Genomic DNA, 15920 nt, shown 5'->3' with positions numbered 1-15920 from the left:
AAGCTCAAAGATACTGTATATATGAACAGTATTTTGCCTTCACTTGGGGCGCACTGCAAATGCTGTTTCAATTTGTCCGGGTGCCGCATTAATCGGTTATGCTTGTTCACCCTCAGCTTCCCATCAGCGAAGAAAGCGACCACAAAGGGGGAACAAGGACCACCCGAGGTCCCAAGGAGACAAGGATGCAATACCAGGCAAACCGGCGCGCTGCCGGTGCATTGCTGGGCGCCTCGCCCCTGGTGCAGTCCGGCGCCGATGCGCTGCTGGATCTGCAGGCTATCGAACGCTCGCACCAGCGCAGCTCGTCCTACGGCATCACGCGCGGCCAGCGCCCCGATCTGGACGCGCTCTCGCGCGCCGACCTGGCACAGACGCTGGAAGCCAACCAGGCCCTCTCCGGCCACGCCCGCCCGGTCATGGAAACCCTCTACGACCAGATCCGCAATACCCACAGCATGGTGATCCTGTCGGACGCTGAAGGTACCATCCTGCACACCCTGGGCGACAGCGATTTCCTGGCCAAGGCCGACCGCGTGGCGCTGGGTCCGGGTGGATGCTGGTCGGAACAATTGCGTGGCACCAATGCCATCGGTACGGCCCTGTTCGAGCAGAAGCCGACCACCGTACATGCCCAGCAGCACTATCTGGATGCCAACCGTTTCCTGACCTGTTCAGCCGCCCCCATCTTCGACCATCGCGGCCAGGTGCTGGGGGTGCTGGACGTCTCCGGCGAATGCGGCAGCTTCCACAAGCACACCATGGCGCTGGTACGCATGTCGGCGCAGATGATAGAAAACCACCTGCTGGCCGGCAGCTTCCCCGATTGCATCACCCTGCACTTCCACAGCCGTGCCGAATTCGTCGGCACGCTGGTCGAAGGCATCGTCAGCTTCACCCCGGGCGGACGCTTCCTGGCGGCCAACCGCAGTGCGCAGTTCCAGTTGGGGCTGACGCTGGCGGCGCTGCAATCGCATACCTTCGCATCGCTCTTCGGGGTACCGCTGTCGCTGCTGTTCGAGCACCATCGCAAGGCCGCCCCGGGCTTGCTGGAGCTGTGCCTGCACAACGGCATCCGCATCCATGGACGGGCCGAACTGCGGCTGCGCGACCAGCATTTTCAGAATGCGCGCGAAGCCATCATCGATACGCCGCACACGATCCCCGCCGACCGCCCGGCGCCCGTTGCACGGCCTCATGCAGGCCCGCCGCGTCCCGGCCTGCAGGCACTCGATACCGGCGACGCCCGCATGAGCGCCCTCATCGCCAAGTTGCGCAAGGTCATCGACCGCGATATTCCCATCCTCATCACCGGCGAGACCGGTACCGGCAAGGAATGGCTGGCCCAGGCCATCCACCGCGAGAGCGCGCGCTTGCGGGCCACGCAAACCCGGACAGGCGCAGCGCCTTTCGTGGCCGTGAATTGCTCGGCCATTCCGGAGAATCTGATCGAGGCCGAACTGTTCGGCTATGAAGACGGCGCCTTCACCGGTGCGCGTCGCAAGGGAGCGCTGGGCAAGATCGCCCAGGCCCAGGGCGGCACCCTCTTCCTCGATGAGATCGGCGACATGCCGCTGGCCCTGCAAGGCCGCCTGCTGCGGGTCTTGCAGGAACGCGCGGTGACGCCCCTGGGCAGCCAGCGCGTCATCCCGGTGGACTTCGCGCTGGTGTGCGCCACCAACCAGCCACTGCGCGAGATGGCCGCGCGTCATGCCTTCCGCGAAGACCTGTACTACCGTATCAACGGCCTGCAGGTGAAGCTGCCAGCTCTGCGCGAACGCAGCGACCTGGTCGGCCTGATCGAGCGCATTCTGGAGCAGGAAGGCGGCGCCGACGCGCCGCGCTTCGATACCCAGGCCCTGGCCCTGCTGCAGGCCAGCCGCTGGCCGGGCAATCTGCGGCAGCTCTCCAACCTGATCCGCACCGCCCTGGCCATGGCCGAGGGCCAGGCCTGGATAGGGGTGGAACACCTGCCAGATGACTTTCTGGAAGAGGCGGCGCCCGTGCAGGCGGCTTGCGAGATGCCGGTACACATGGCATATGAAGAAAAACGCGAAAAATCGCTCTCCATGCACGACAGCGAATGGGCTGCCATCGAGCGCGCCCTGCGCACCCATGACGGCAACGTCAGCGCCGCTGCCAAGGCGCTGGGCGTGTCGCGCAATACGCTCTACCGGCGCTTCAAGTCACGCGGGCACTGAGCGGCGCCAGCGGCGCCAGCGCCTCGTACTCCTCATCGGTAAACAGCCGCGAGCGCGTCAGGAAGCGCTTGCCGCTGCCGTTCTCCAGCGAGAACATGCCGCCGTTGCCATTGACCACGTCAATGATCAGTTGCGTATGCTTCCAGTATTCGAACTGGTCGGCGCCGATGTAGAACGGCACGCCATCGATCTCTCCCAGATGCACATCGGTATCGCCCAGCGTGAAGTCGCCGGCGGGATAGCACATCGGCGCGCTGCCATCGCAGCAACCGCCGGACTGGAAGAAGATCAATTCACCATGCCGCCTCTTCAACTGACGCAGCAAGTCCACCGTGGCCTCGGTGGCCGTTACCCTGGGCAATGCCTTCATCGCCATTCTCCTGTCGGATCTACCATAAAAGCGGCGCCGGCCGCGGGGAGGCGGACCGGCGCCGAAGCTGCCTTGCTGCAAGGAGTCAAACGAAGATCACGCGATCAGAAGAAGCCCAGCGCCTTGGGGCTGTAGCTGACCAGCAGGTTCTTGGTCTGCTGGTAGTGGTCCAGCATCATCTTGTGGTTTTCACGGCCGATGCCGGATTGCTTGTAGCCACCGAAGGCCGCATGCGCCGGATACAGGTGATAGCAATTGGTCCATACGCGACCAGCCTGGATCTCGCGACCCATGCGGAAGGCACGCGTGCCATCGCGGGTCCACAGACCCGCGCCCAGGCCGTACAGGGTGTCATTGGCGATGGACAGGGCTTCTTCCTCATCCTTGAAGGTGGTCACCGAGACGACGGGGCCGAAGATTTCTTCCTGGAAGATGCGCATCTTGTTGTTGCCCTGGAACACCGTCGGCTTGACGTAATAGCCCGAGGCCAGGTCGCCACCCAGTTCTTCACGTCCGCCGCCGGCCAGCACCTTGGCGCCTTCCTGCTTGCCGATGTCGATGTAGGAGAGGATCTTTTCCAGCTGCTCCTGCGAGGCTTGCGCGCCGATCATGGTGCTCTTGTCCAGCGGGTTGCCCTGCTTGATGGCGGCCACGCGCTTCAAGGCACGTTCGATGAAGCGCTCGTAGATCGATTCCTGCACCAGCACGCGCGAGGGGCAGGTGCAGACTTCGCCCTGGTTCAGCGCGAACATGGCGAAGCCTTCCAGGGCCTTGTCGAAGAATTCGTCATCCTTGTCCAGCACGTCGGCAAAGAAGATGTTGGGCGACTTGCCGCCCAGCTCCAGGGTCACCGGGATCAGGTTCTGCGAGGCGTACTGCATGATCAGGCGGCCGGTGGTGGTCTCGCCGGTGAAGGCGATCTTGGCGATACGCTTGTTGGAGGCCAGCGGCTTGCCCGCTTCCACACCGAAGCCCTGCACGATGTTGACCACGCCGGGCGGGATCAGGTCAGCGATCAGTTCGATCAGGACCATGATGGAAGCCGGGGTCTGCTCGGCCGGCTTCAAGACCACGCAGTTACCGGCGGCCAGCGCCGGGGCCAGCTTCCACACCGCCATCAGGATGGGGAAGTTCCAGGGGATGATCTGGCCGACCACGCCCAGCGGCTCATGGAAGTGGTAGGCATAGGTGTCGTTGTCGATGGGGCAGATGCTGCCTTCCTGGGTGCGCACGGCGGCGGCGAAATAACGGAAGTGGTCGATGGCCAGCGGGATGTCGGCGGCCATGGTTTCGCGGATGGGCTTGCCGTTGTCCAGGGTTTCGGCGGTGGCCAGCAGCTCCAGGTTGGCTTCCATGCGGTCGGCGATCTTGAGCAGCATGTTGGCGCGCTCGGTGGGGGACGTCTTGCCCCAGCTCTTCTTGGCCGCGTGGGCGGCGTCCAGCGCCAGCTCCACGTCTTCGGCGCTGGAGCGGGCCACTTCACAGAAGGCGCGTCCGATCACCGGGCTGATGTTCTCGAAGTATTCGCCCTTGACCGGGGGCACGAATTTGCCACCGATGAAGTTGTCGTAACGTTGCTTGAAGGGATCGCGTACGCCGAGTTTGCTGATGTCTGCCAGGTTCATGTCGTCTCCGTTCGGGTTATGGTTGAAATCCCGCCGCGATCATGGCCGCGGCGGAGGTTCATCCCTCTGGATGGCAAATCGCATGCCAGCCTGCAAACCCGCTCTGGACGGGCCTTGCGCGCCAGCATCATTGTCACGCTGTGTCAATCTGGCGCAGCCCGGGACAGCGCAGAGGGACAGCCTGACACACTCTTTTTCTTGCACTGCGGACGTAAAAAAACCGGCCAGCGGCCGGTCTCTCGTGATGCTTGCGCTGTCCTGAATCAGACGGCATCCGGGCCGGTTTCGCCGGTACGGATACGGATCACCTGTTCCACTTCCTGCACGAAGATCTTGCCGTCGCCGATCTTGCCGGTGCGGGCGGCCTTGATGATGGCGTCCACGGCCTGCTCGACCACCTTGTCGTCCACCACGACCTCGATCTTGACCTTGGGCAGGAAATCGACCACGTATTCGGCACCGCGATAGAGTTCGGTGTGGCCCTTCTGGCGTCCGAAGCCTTTCACTTCGGTGACCGTCAGGCCCGTGACGCCGACTTCGGCGAGGGATTCACGCACCTCGTCCAGCTTGAACGGTTTGATGATGGCGGTCACTTGTTTCATGGCAATTCCTCTCTTGGTATGTCGTAAAGAAACGATCTCAACGATCTATTGAATAGCGGATACAGCATTTATTATTATTTTACTGGCAAGACCATGGCGTCCTGCCCACTTGCACATTGTCAATCAGGCGTGCCCAGCTTTCAACCTTCTTGCACAAGCCGGGCCATAAAAAGCCGGATTCAGTCCTCCAGATCGGGAATACGTTCCAGATCCCGGAGCCAGACGGTGGCCTCGCCATCGCTGGGTGCGCGCCAATCCCCACGCGGCGAGAGCGAGCCGCCCGAGCCGACCTTGGGCGCATTGGGCACGCAGGAGCGCTTGAACTGGCTGGTCTTGAAGAAGCGATAGACGAAGATACCCAGGTTTTTCTTGATCTGCGGCAAGCTGTACTGGTTGCGCGCACCATGCAGCCCATCCGGCCAATGGCCGATGCTGCGGTCTTGCCAGGCGCTGTGCGCCAGGAAAGCCACCTTGGCCGGCGTGAAGCCATAGCGCAGGATGTAATAGAGATTGAAGTCCTGCAACTCGTAGGGACCGATGAAATCCTGCGTGCGCTGGCCCGGCTCGCCGTCCGAGGCGCCCGGCACCAGTTCCGGGCTGATTTCGGTTTCGAGGATGTGGATCAGCACTTCCGGCTGCTTCAGTTCCAGCGAACCCGATTCGGCCACCCAGCGCACCAGGTGCGTGATCAAGGTCTTGGGCACGCTGGCGTTGACGTTGTAGTGCGACATGTGGTCGCCCACGCCATAGGTACACCAGCCCAGCGCCAGTTCGGACAGGTCGCCGGTGCCGATGACGATGGCACCGTGATGATTGGCCAGGCGGAACAGGTGATTGGTGCGCTCGCCCGCCTGCACGTTTTCGAAGGTGATGTCATAGACCGGCTCACCGCGTGAATACGGATGAGCCAGGTCCTTCAACATCTGTTCGCAGCTGGGGCGGATATCGATCTCCTGCGCCGAGCAGCCGACCTGCGCCATCAGCTGATGCGCCTGCACCAGCGTGCGGCTGCTGGTGGCAAAGCCGGGCATGGTATAGGCCAGGATGTTGGAACGCGGCAGGCCCAGCTTGTCCATGGCCTTGGCGCAGACCAGCAGCGCATGGGTCGAATCGAGACCACCGGACACACCGATGACGACCTTCTTGATGTTCGAAGAAGACAGGCGCTGCACCAGTGCCTGCACCTGGATGTTGTAGACCTCGCGGCAGCGCAGTTCGCGCTGTTCGGCATTGGCCGGCACATAGGGGAAGCGCGCCACCCGGCGTTGCAGCGGCAAGGGCTGCTCCTGCGGGATCTGCACATCGAAGCGCACGACCTCGAATCGGCGTACTTCTTCTGCATGACGGCGTACCGACTGGCCGAAGGTGGTCTGGTGAAAGCGCTCACGCGAGAGGCGTTCCAGGTCGATGTCGGCATAGATCACGTGACCGCCTTCGGCAAAGCGCTCGGACTCGGCCAGCAGTTCACCGTTCTCGCAGATGAGCGCCTGACCATCCCAGGCCAGGTCGGTGGTGGATTCGCCATTGCCGGCCGAGGAATAGAGATAGGCCGCCAGACAGCGCGCCGATTGCTGCGACACCAGCTGATGCCGATAGCCCGACTTGCCGACCACGATGTTGGAGGCCGACAGGTTCACCAGCACGGTAGCCCCGGCCAGTGCGGCAAAGGAGGACGGCGGGATCGGCACCCAGACGTCTTCGCAGATCTCGATATGGAAGCGGAAGTCGGGGATGTTGCCGATCTCGAACAGCAGATGGCTGCCGAAGTCCACGTCCTGCCCCAAGAGGCGGGTACGGCGGGTGACGGCGCAATCGGCGCTGCTGAACTGGCGCGCTTCGTAGAATTCGCTGTAGTTGGGCAGGTAGCTCTTGGGCACCACGCCCAGGATGCGGCCGTTGTGGACCACCACGGCACAGTTGTAGAGCTGGTGATCGACCTTCAGCGGCATGCCCACGATGAGAGCGGCGGAGATGCGCATGGACGCTTCCAGCACCGATTGCAGGGCCTGCAGGGAGGCTTCCAGCAAGGCGCGCTGCTGGAACAGATCTTCGCAGCTGTAGGCCGACAGGCCCAGTTCGGGGAAGGACACCAGGGCCGCACCACGGGCGGCGGCCTGTTCGGCCAGGGCGATGGTAGCTTGCGCGTTGAAGCCGGGATCGGCCACCTTGCAGTCCGGCACTGCCACGGCGACGCGGGCGAAACCGTGGTTGTAGAGATTGAAGAAGGGGCTTTGCATAGCGTGTGTTGGACTCCGTGCACTTCGCCAGGGCGGCGACGCGTTCTGTTCATTTTGCGTAGAATGCCTGTTCGAGCGGGCCGTGGGCCGCGCCATCTTTCGCAGGTCACTTGCAGTCCATGGATTATCGCACGCGAATCGTTTCTTCTCTGGCCGAGATCGGCCCGTCCCGCTGGGATGCGCTGGTGACAGCCCAGGCCGAGGGCAATCCCTTCCTCTCCTACGCCTTCCTGCATGCGCTGCACGAGAGCGGCAGCGCCAGTCCGGAATCCGGCTGGGAGCCACATTATCTGACGCTGTGGCAGGCCGATGGCGAGCAGGAGCAACTGGTGGCCGCCCTGCCCCTGTATCGCAAGTTTCACTCGTATGGCGAATACGTCTTCGACTGGGCCTGGGCCGAGGCTTACCAGCGGCATGGCGTGGACTACTACCCCAAGCTGCTCTCGGCCATCCCCTTCACGCCGGTACGCGGCGCGCGCCTGCTGGCCATCGACGAGACTGCCCGCGCGGCGCTGGTGAACGCATTACGGGCGCTGCAGGAGCGAAGTGAAGTTTCCTCCACGCATATCCTGTATCCCCCGCCGGAACAGGCGCAGCTGCTGGCGGACGACGGGTTCCTGCTGCGCAGCGGGGTGCAGTTCCACTGGCACAATGAAGGGTATGGCAATTTTGCGCAATTCGTCGATACGCTGGACCGCAAGAAGCGCAAGAACATCCTGGCCGAGCGCCGCAAGGTAGCCGAGCAAGGGGTGCGCTTCGTCTGGCTGCGCGGGGCCGAGATCACCGAGGCGCACTGGCGCTTCTTCAATCGCTGCTATCGGCACACCTATGCAGCGCACTACTCCACGCCTTACCTGAACCTGGATTTCTTCCGCCGTATCGGTGAGACCATGCCGCAGCATTTGCTGCTGACGGTGGCACTGCGGGACGATGAGCCAATCGCCTCTTCGCTGACGGTGCATGACGCCGATACGCTCTATGGTCGCTACTGGGGCGCGCTGGAACACGTGCCCTGCCTGCATTTCGAGACCGCGTATTACCAGCCGCTGGAATTCTGCATCGCCGAGAAGATCACCTGGTTCGAAGGCGGCGCCCAGGGTGAGCACAAGATGGCGCGCGGTTTCCTGCCGCAGAAAACCTGGTCGGCGCACTGGCTGGCGCATCCGGGGTTCTACGATGCGGTGGAGCACTTCCTGTCGCGGGAAAGCAATGGTATCGAAGGCTACATTTCCGAGCTGAACGAACATGATCCCTTCCGGGGTACGCCGCGCTGATTCGTCCTTCTCCCTCTGACATGAAAAAACCGGCCCGCGCATCACACGGACCGGTTTTCATCAAAACACCCAAACGATTTAAATCGTTTAAATCCTTTTAATTATTTATAGCCAACGCGATCCAGCATCTGCAACACCTTCTGCTGGTTGGCTCCCACCGCGCCCACATTGATGACTTCGGCCTTGAACGGCCCCATCTTCACCAGTGCCGGGTTCTCGGTCTTCACGCTCTTGACGGCAGGCCATTCGTTATTGCCTTCGGCGAAGTAACGCTGGGCCGAATCGCTGGCCAGGTATTCCAGGAACTGCACGGCTTCAGCCTTGTGCGGCGCGTTCTTGGCCACACCGCCACCGGCGATGTTGACGTGCGCACCGTAGCTCTTCTGGTTGGGCCAGACGATGCCGACCTTTTCCATCAGCGCCACGTCTTCCGGCTTGGTCGAACGCAGCAGGCGCGCCACATAGTAGGAGTTGGAAATGGCCACGCCGCACTCACCCGAACCGACCGCCTTGATCTGGTCAGTATCGCCACCGACCGGCTGGCGCGCCTGATTGGCGACCATGCCCTTCAACACGGCTTCGGTCTTGGCCGCGCCGTCATGCTCCAGCAGCGCGCCGAACAGCGACACGTTGTAGGGGTGCGAACCACTGCGGGTGCACAGCTTGCCCTTGTTCTTCGGATCGCCCAGGGCTTCATAGGTATCGACGTCTTCCGGCTTGACGCTGGCCTTGTTGTAGACGATCACGCGGGCGCGGGTGGAGAAGCCGAACCACTGCGTACCCTCGCCGCCTTCCTTGCTGTGCAGGTTGGCGGGAATGCGCTCATCGAGCAGCTTGGACTTGACCGGCTGGAACAGCCCTTCGCTCTGCGCCTTCCACAGACGGGCCGCATCCACCAGCAGGATCACATCGGCCGGGCTGGAAGCGCCTTCGCTCTTCAAGCGCGCCAGGATGCCGGCATCGTCACCGTCGACACGGTTGATCTTGATGCCGGTGGCCTTGGTGAAATCGGCGTAGAGGGCTTCGTCAGTCTGGTAGTGGCGCGCCGAATAGAGATTGATGACCTTCTCCTGCGCGAAGCTGGAAGCGGCAATGGCAGCCAGCACGGCGCCGACGGCGAGTTGACGGTGGAACATGGACCATCCTTTTCAAAAAGAGTGAACGACCGCCGTCATTGAAACGGCGTTTTCTTTTGGCGCGGAAGGCGGTCCGGGAAGGTGGGACTGGGCTGTCGCAGTGGGCAATCTCGGGATCGCCTCGTTGTGGACTCAAGGCGTAATGCCTGAGCGGTTCATGGACCGCTGACGACTATATCACAAACAAGAAGCATTATCATCTGCGCAAATCCATCCGGCGCAGCACGATACAAAACGCCCTTGCCGGCAGCCGCGCGGCAAGGGCGTGTTGGAGGCGATATGAAGCAATCAGATGAGCTTGACCGCAAAGTCCACACCGATGCCGGCCCACCATTCCTGCTCCTTCTGGAACCAGAAGGAAATGCTCGGATGTTCCCTGATGTAGTCGCGGCGGATCTCCAGGTCGATACGGCTCTTGAGCTTGACCCGCACCTTCTCCAGATCCAGCGTGATGTGTGCATGGCGGAACATCACCGCCAGCCGCAAGGCCAGCACCGCCTTGGCGAAATCGACATCGGCCAGCATCTCGCTGATCTTCTTGAGGTTGCCCTTCTGCCCGAGGATCAAGGTACTCATCAGACGCTGTTCGCGCGTGGTGAAACCGGGCAAGTCGGCATTGGCGATCATGTAGGCCGAATGCTTGTGGTAACCGGTGGGCGAAACGACCAGCCCGGTCTCGTGCAGCAGTGCGCTCCAGTAGAGATAGCGCGCGTAGGAATCGGTAGCGGGCTTGAGCAGTTGGAAGAAACCCAGCGCGGTATCGGCCACACCATGCGCACGGGCGGCATCGACGTGGAAGCGGCGGGCGAACTCTTCCACCGAACGGTCACGACGGTCGGCCTTGGTGGCGCGCAATTGCAGGTCCCACATCACGCCCATGCGCAGGCCGGCTTCCACCGGCGTGATCAGCGCAATGCCGAACTCCTGCATGAAGCCGATCAGTACCGCCAGCCCGCCCATGATCACGCCGGCGCGATCAGCCTTCATGCCATCGAGCGCGATCTGGCTGACGTGGCCAAAATCGATCAGGCGCTGCATCAGGTCGGCCAGGCTGGGCAGCGTGATACGGCCATCACCCATGTTGTTGCGACGGATGGTATCGGCGATGGCGCGCATGGTGCCGGAAGATCCGTAGACGTTGACACTGGTCGCATCAAAGCTGAAGAGATGCACCGCATCTTCCACATGCGAACGCGCCGAAATGATGGCGCGCTCGAAAGCGGCCGCCGTAATGGCGCCGTCGGGGAAGAAGGCCAGGCTCTGGTTGACTGTGCCGATGCCGAAGGATTCGACGTGACGGATATGTTCGCCCAGACCACGGATGACTTCAGTGGAACCGCCGCCAATGTCGATGACCATGCGTTCCTCGCCGCCATCGGCCAGCACCCCGGCCACGCCCATGTAGATCAGGCGCCCTTCTTCCTCACCGGAAATGATCTCGACCGGATAACCGATGGCGCGCTCCAGTTCGGGCAACAGTTCGGTGGCATTCCTGGCTACGCGCAAGGTATTGGTGGCCACTACCCGTACGGCCGTGAGCGGATAGTCACGCAGAATGGAGCGGAAACGGGTGAGCGAATCAATGGCACTCTGGCAGGCCTGCGGCGTCAGATTGCCGGTCTTGTCGATGCCCGCCGCCAAGCGGATGGGGTCACGGGCGCTCTTGATGACGCGTATGCCGTCGTCCTCGTACTTGCCGATATGCAAGCGAAAACTGTTGGAACCGAGATCTACCGCAGCAAACATTCATTTCCTTTCGCAAGGGCTGTACGCCGAACGGCACACAGCAATTGCTAAATAATTTAAACCGCATCCTGTCTCCCAGCCGACAAGATAATGGGCGCGCATTACACTTTGATGACAGCCTGCACCCTGTAAAATGGCGGGTCGGCGAAGTCGTGCTGCGTTGCAAATATTATTTTATACAATTTATCCCATTTCCCTTCCATGCCCGGCATTCTTTACCTGGTTCCCAACACGCTGGGAAGTACCGAACTCCTCACCGACGCTGGCGCCATGCACCCGCTGGAAGCCATCATCCCGCGCCAGGTGCAGGCCATCGCGGCGCGCCTGGATTATTTCGTGGCCGAAAACGCCAAGACCACGCGCGCCTTCCTCAAACTATTGGGGAGCAATACCCCGCTGGCCCAGCCCATCCAGGAAATCCAGATCAGCGAGCTCAACGTCAACACGCCCCCAGCCGCCCTGCCCGCCCTGCTGGCACCGCTACTGGCGGGCCGTGACGGCGGCCTGATCTCGGAAGCGGGCGTGCCGGCCGTGGCCGACCCCGGCGCCAACCTGGTGCGACTGGCGCATCAGCATGGCATCCAGGTGCGACCGCTGGTCGGTCCGTCTTCGCTCTTGCTGGCGGTGATGGCCAGCGGATTGAATGGCCAGAGCTTCGCCTTCAACGGCTATCTGCCCACCGATGCGGCAGCACGCACCAAGCGCATCGGCCAGCTGGAAGACCGTTCCCGCAAGGAGAAGCAGACCCAGCTGCTGATCGAAACGCCCTATCGCAACGGCGCCATGCTGGAGGCACTGGCGCAGTCCTGCCAGCCGGGCACGCTGATCTGCGTGGCCACCGATCTGTCGCTGCCTACCGAAGCGGTGCGCACGCAGACCGCCGCGCAATGGAAGGCGGCGCTGGCGGCGAACAAGGCACCGGACTTCCACAAGAAGCCCACGGTATTCCTGCTGCTGGCCGAATAAGCCCTCGCCCCGCCACAAAGACAAAGGCCGATTGCGTCAGCAACCGGCCTTTGTCATGGGGGCTGTGCAATGGCTTATCGCAAATGCGACAGCGGTGCCGACATCAGTGTCTTGGCAAACCCGGCACCGAAGGCCACGCCGAACTTCTTCAACACGCGTTCGGAGAGGTTCTCGGTCTGGGTGTAGTCCACCACGTCCTCGGCCTTGATGACGTCACGCGCCACGCTGTCGACCGTGCCATAGCCATCGGCCAGACCCAGCTCGACTGCCTTGGCACCGGTCCAGACCAGACCGGAGAAGGTGTCCGGGGTTTCCTTGAGGCGCGTGCCACGCCCCTGGCGCACCACGTCGATGAACTGCTGGTGGATCTCCTGCAGCATCGACAGCGCATAGTCACGCTGCTTCGGGCTTTGCGGGCTGAAGGGATCGAGGAAGCTCTTGTTCTCGCCCGCCGTGAGCAGGCGACGTTCCACGCCCAGCTTGTCCATCAGCCCGGTGAAGCCGAAACCGTCCATCAACACGCCCACCGAACCGATCAGGCTGGCCTTGTTGACGAAGATCTTGTCGGCGGCCACGGCGATGTAGTAGCCACCGGAGGCGCACATCTCCTCGACCACCACGTAGATAGGCTTCTTGGGGTACTCCTTGCGCAGGCGGGTGATCTCGTCGTTGATCATCCCGGCCTGCACGGGGCTGCCACCGGGGCTGTTGATCTTAAGGATCACGCCCACCGAATCGCTGGCGGCGAAGGCCTTGTCCAGCGCCGGAATGACCACCGCCGCCGAACCCTGGCCTTCGGACTCGATGGTGCCGCGGATTTCCACCAGCGCAGTATGCGGACCCAGCGGCTCGCTCTCGATCTTGTTGTAGGTAAAGGCCATCCAGCCGCCCAGCACGATCACCGCCAGGATGGCGATGCGGAAGAAAATGCCCCAGCGGCGGCGGGCGCGCTGTTCCTTGACGGCGAACAGGGCCAGCTTTTCCAGGACATCACGTTCCCAGCCGCTCTTCTTGTCCTCGCGCACGCTGGCGGGAATGGAGGAAGACGGCGACGGGGAAGACTGGGGAGGACGGTCTTGCGGGTTGTCAGATTGGTTGTTGCTCATAGGCTCACTCTAGGCAGCGCAGCCGCGCTGCACTGGTTTTCCGCGAAGCTCATGCCTCGACGGGCTGGACGATGTCATCCGGACGCCAGAACACCTGGCCGTCCCGTTCCACCGCCATGATCTTACGCAAATGCGCGCCGGTACAAGGTCCGCCTTCGCATTTTCCGGTATCGGGCGCATAAACCGCGCCATGTGTTGCGCACATGAGATACAGGCCGCTGGATTCGAAGAATTCGCCCTCGGCCCAGTCCAGTTCGATGGGTACATGCGCACAGCGATTCAAATAGCCATAGACCACTCCGCCGTAACGCACCACGAAGCCGGTGGTCTCATCCCCATGCAGCTGCACCGGGAAACGCTTGCCCAAACCGCCCTCCTGAAGGGCGCTGGAGGGGCAGATGAAGATTTCTTCTGGTGTCGTCACGGCCATGCGCCTCAGGCGTGCTCATTGAGCCACTGATGCAGCTCGCGGATGGAAGGGGCTGAATAAAGTGGCGACAACGCCTGCAACTGCTGCGGCGGATGCGCGCCAAACTCCACCGCCACGCCCCTGGCACCGGCATTGATGGCCATCTGCAGGTCATGGGTGGTGTCACCGATCATCAGGGTGCGGTGCATGTCCTGGCCCAGTTCGCGGGTCAGTTCCTGCAACATGGCCGGATGCGGCTTGGAGAAGGTCTCATCGGCGCAGCGGGTGGCGTCGAACTTGGAGAGCAGGCCGGTGGTATTCATGGCCCGGTTCAGCCCGACGCGGCTCTTGCCGGTGGCCACCGCCAGGAAGTAGCCCTGCTGTGACAGGTCGGCCAGCATCTCCGGCACGCCCTCGAAGAGCGTCAGATCCTTGTCCTGGCCAAGATAATGATGGCGATAACGCTCCACGATGCGCGGATAGTACTTCGGATCCACATCCGGAATGGCCGCCTGCATCGCATCCTGCAATCCCAGGCCGATCACGTAGGAGGCCGCGCTCTTGTCGGGAATGGGCAGACCCAGGTCGCGCGCAGCCGCCTGGATGCAGCGCACGATGGTGGAGGTGCTGTCCATCAGGGTGCCGTCCCAGTCGAAGACGATCAGGTCGAATTGCTTTCTTGCCATGTGTCGAGTTCTTTCTGCTGGCATGTCCTGGCGCTGCTTGCCGGATCGGCAATTGGCAGAGGGACATGCGATTGTGTCAATGCCGGGCAGAAAGTATCACATCCCGGACCGCTGCGTGCACCCCTTCACTGTTCTGTCCCGGCCAGCATGTTGTGAGGCAGCAGATCGCCCTCGGCACCGCCTTCGAGGCTGCGCAGGAAACGCGCGCATTCTTCGGGCAGCCCAGCCTTGAGAGTGACGGTCTCGCCGCTTTCCGGATGGCGGAAGCTGATGCGCCAGGCGTGCAGGAACATGCGCTTGAAGGCCACGCGGCTGCCCTCGGCCTTTTGCAGCGACTTGTTGAGGGTGAAGTCCCCGTACTTGTCGTCGCCCACGATGGGAAAACCGCTGGAAGAGAGATGCACCCGGATCTGATGGGTGCGACCGGTCTTCAGTTCAGCTTCCAGCAGGGCAAATTCACCGAAGCGGCGCAACAGCGAAAAGATCGTGTGCGAAGGCTGGCCGTCGGCCTGCACCCGCACGCGGCGCTCGCCATCGGGCGTGCTGTACTTGAACAGCGGCAACTTCACGTGCTGGCGGGCGTTCTTCCAGTCCCCCTGCACCAGCGTGAAATAACGCTTGTCGGTGGTGCCTTCGCGCATCTGGTCGTGCAGGTTGGTCAGGGCCGAACGCTTCTTGGCGATCAGCAGCACGCCCGAGGTATCGCGGTCCAGGCGGTGCACCAGTTCGAGGAACTTGGCCTGGGGGCGCGCCGCGCGCAACTGCTCGATCACGCCATAGCTCACGCCGGAGCCGCCGTGCACGGCCACCCCGGCCGGCTTGTCGATGACCAGCATGTGGCTGTCTTCCAGCAGGATGCGGAATTCGGCACCGGGCACGACCTGCTCTTGCTTTTCTGCAACTCGTATTGGCGGCACGCGCACCACGTCGCCTTCGGCCAGGCGGTAGGTCTGGTCGATGCGGCCCTTGTTGACGCGCACCTCGCCCGAACGCAGGACACGGTAGATATGGCTCTTGGGAACGCCCTTGCAGATGCGCAGCAGGAAATTGTCGATCCGCTGCCCCGCTTCCTCGTCGGAAATGGTCAGCAACTGCACCTGGGGAAGGTTCTGCGAGGCTGCTTCGCTCCGGGAGGCGGGCGCGGCTGCGGCGCTTTCAGAAGCCCCCCTAGAAAATCTCGCTAAGTCCTTCATTTTGAATATATAATCGATTGACGCCGATCAAAAAACGGCGTCAGTAGAATAAAAAAGGAACATTCTACACAAGAGGAGTCTTCGTCAGCCTCGCTCATTTGCAAAATAGACGAAGGGGGCCCCGAAAACCACGACGCGCGGCATCGCAGACGCAATAAAAGCGCTGCAACGGTTGACAATACAGCCGATCATGTCGCTTGCCTGGTCCACGTAAAGGCCTCGAAACGAGTACGCACCTTCCTTGCGCGATTCCAGTTTGCACCGCAGTTGCAATCGGACAGCGCGCCTGGAAGTGGAACAGAATTGTTTGGATCATCAGGATAAAAGTCTGGCAAGACTCGCATCCGGTGTTCCGGTTCAGGTCCGCAG

The 15920-nt window shown here is 62.1% G+C and carries 13 protein-coding genes; 3 read left to right on the top strand and 10 right to left on the bottom strand.

Annotation, left to right across the window (positions count from 1 at the left end; translation table 11 throughout):
* Positions 1–185: 185 nt before the first annotated feature.
* Complete coding sequence (locus HWE01_RS18405; protein ID WP_241822521.1) at positions 186–2201, top strand: sigma-54-dependent Fis family transcriptional regulator; 2016 nt, start codon at positions 186–188, stop codon at positions 2199–2201.
* On the opposite strand, the gene HWE01_RS18400 is transcribed toward HWE01_RS18405, so the two are convergent.
* The 4 genes from HWE01_RS18400 to HWE01_RS18385 all read right to left on the bottom strand — a co-directional run bounded on the left by HWE01_RS18400 (position 2182) and on the right by HWE01_RS18385 (position 7035).
* Positions 2182–2571: a DUF779 domain-containing protein gene (locus HWE01_RS18400; protein WP_008327907.1), complete on the bottom strand. Its 390-nt coding sequence runs from the start codon at positions 2569–2571 to the stop codon at positions 2182–2184. The two genes, HWE01_RS18405 and HWE01_RS18400, sit on opposite strands and share 20 nt — an antisense overlap.
* Before the next feature lie 104 nt (positions 2572–2675).
* Complete coding sequence (gene adh / locus HWE01_RS18395; protein ID WP_008327906.1) at positions 2676–4196, bottom strand: aldehyde dehydrogenase; 1521 nt, start codon at positions 4194–4196, stop codon at positions 2676–2678.
* A 263-nt stretch (positions 4197–4459) separates the two neighbouring features.
* Complete coding sequence (locus tag HWE01_RS18390) at positions 4460–4798, bottom strand: P-II family nitrogen regulator (protein WP_006463535.1); 339 nt, start codon at positions 4796–4798, stop codon at positions 4460–4462.
* A 179-nt stretch (positions 4799–4977) separates the two neighbouring features.
* The gene (locus tag HWE01_RS18385; protein ID WP_241822520.1) at positions 4978–7035 is read right to left on the bottom strand and encodes an NAD(+) synthase; all 2058 of its coding nucleotides are present in this window, start codon (positions 7033–7035) and stop codon (positions 4978–4980) included.
* Positions 7036–7154: 119 nt separating this feature from the next.
* On the opposite strand from HWE01_RS18385, the gene HWE01_RS18380 reads away from it, so the two are divergent.
* On the top strand, positions 7155–8309 hold the full coding sequence (locus HWE01_RS18380) for a GNAT family N-acetyltransferase (protein ID WP_241822519.1): 1155 nt from the start codon (positions 7155–7157) through the stop codon (positions 8307–8309).
* Between the two features lie 101 nt (positions 8310–8410).
* On the opposite strand, the gene HWE01_RS18375 is transcribed toward HWE01_RS18380, so the two are convergent.
* A complete protein-coding gene (locus HWE01_RS18375; protein ID WP_241822518.1) occupies positions 8411–9445 on the bottom strand; it encodes an extracellular solute-binding protein in 1035 nt (344 codons plus the stop codon).
* 288 nt (positions 9446–9733) lie between these two features.
* Positions 9734–11191: a Ppx/GppA phosphatase family protein gene (locus HWE01_RS18370; RefSeq protein ID WP_008327900.1), complete on the bottom strand. Its 1458-nt coding sequence runs from the start codon at positions 11189–11191 to the stop codon at positions 9734–9736.
* 201 nt (positions 11192–11392) lie between these two features.
* On the opposite strand from HWE01_RS18370, the gene HWE01_RS18365 reads away from it, so the two are divergent.
* A complete protein-coding gene (locus HWE01_RS18365) occupies positions 11393–12157 on the top strand; it encodes an SAM-dependent methyltransferase (protein ID WP_241822517.1) in 765 nt (254 codons plus the stop codon).
* A 74-nt stretch (positions 12158–12231) separates the two neighbouring features.
* On the opposite strand, the gene HWE01_RS18360 is transcribed toward HWE01_RS18365, so the two are convergent.
* The 4 genes from HWE01_RS18360 to rluC all read right to left on the bottom strand — a co-directional run bounded on the left by HWE01_RS18360 (position 12232) and on the right by rluC (position 15551).
* Entirely contained in the window at positions 12232–13263 is a 1032-nt protein-coding gene (locus HWE01_RS18360) for a S49 family peptidase (RefSeq protein WP_008327898.1), read from the bottom strand.
* Between the two features lie 49 nt (positions 13264–13312).
* Complete coding sequence (locus HWE01_RS18355) at positions 13313–13693, bottom strand: Rieske (2Fe-2S) protein (RefSeq protein WP_008327897.1); 381 nt, start codon at positions 13691–13693, stop codon at positions 13313–13315.
* A gap of 5 nt (positions 13694–13698) precedes the next feature.
* Positions 13699–14358, bottom strand: a complete 660-nt coding sequence (locus HWE01_RS18350) for an HAD-IIIA family hydrolase (RefSeq protein WP_008327891.1) — start codon at positions 14356–14358, stop codon at positions 13699–13701.
* A gap of 125 nt (positions 14359–14483) precedes the next feature.
* Positions 14484–15551, bottom strand: a complete 1068-nt coding sequence (rluC, locus tag HWE01_RS18345; protein ID WP_034350188.1) for a 23S rRNA pseudouridine(955/2504/2580) synthase RluC — start codon at positions 15549–15551, stop codon at positions 14484–14486.
* Positions 15552–15920 lie beyond the last annotated feature (369 nt).

The organism is Herbaspirillum sp. C7C8 (assembly GCF_022627875.1).
In the GTDB taxonomy this organism is placed as follows: domain Bacteria; phylum Pseudomonadota; class Gammaproteobacteria; order Burkholderiales; family Burkholderiaceae_D; genus Herbaspirillum.
The sequence above is the reverse complement of the archived record's forward strand: the minus strand, read 5'-3'. Positions and strand labels throughout refer to the sequence as shown.

Coding starts and splice junctions, on each gene's coding strand:
- HWE01_RS18405 (WP_241822521.1), top strand. CDS start 186: ATGCAATACCAGGCAAACCGGCGCGCTGCCGGTGCATTGCTGGGCGCC.
- HWE01_RS18400 (WP_008327907.1), bottom strand. CDS start 2,571: ATGAAGGCATTGCCCAGGGTAACGGCCACCGAGGCCACGGTGGACTTG.
- adh (WP_008327906.1), bottom strand. CDS start 4,196: ATGAACCTGGCAGACATCAGCAAACTCGGCGTACGCGATCCCTTCAAG.
- HWE01_RS18390 (WP_006463535.1), bottom strand. CDS start 4,798: ATGAAACAAGTGACCGCCATCATCAAACCGTTCAAGCTGGACGAGGTG.
- HWE01_RS18385 (WP_241822520.1), bottom strand. CDS start 7,035: ATGCAAAGCCCCTTCTTCAATCTCTACAACCACGGTTTCGCCCGCGTC.
- HWE01_RS18380 (WP_241822519.1), top strand. CDS start 7,155: ATGGATTATCGCACGCGAATCGTTTCTTCTCTGGCCGAGATCGGCCCG.
- HWE01_RS18375 (WP_241822518.1), bottom strand. CDS start 9,445: ATGTTCCACCGTCAACTCGCCGTCGGCGCCGTGCTGGCTGCCATTGCC.
- HWE01_RS18370 (WP_008327900.1), bottom strand. CDS start 11,191: ATGTTTGCTGCGGTAGATCTCGGTTCCAACAGTTTTCGCTTGCATATC.
- HWE01_RS18365 (WP_241822517.1), top strand. CDS start 11,393: ATGCCCGGCATTCTTTACCTGGTTCCCAACACGCTGGGAAGTACCGAA.
- HWE01_RS18360 (WP_008327898.1), bottom strand. CDS start 13,263: ATGAGCAACAACCAATCTGACAACCCGCAAGACCGTCCTCCCCAGTCT.
- HWE01_RS18355 (WP_008327897.1), bottom strand. CDS start 13,693: ATGGCCGTGACGACACCAGAAGAAATCTTCATCTGCCCCTCCAGCGCC.
- HWE01_RS18350 (WP_008327891.1), bottom strand. CDS start 14,358: ATGGCAAGAAAGCAATTCGACCTGATCGTCTTCGACTGGGACGGCACC.
- rluC (WP_034350188.1), bottom strand. CDS start 15,551: ATGAAGGACTTAGCGAGATTTTCTAGGGGGGCTTCTGAAAGCGCCGCA.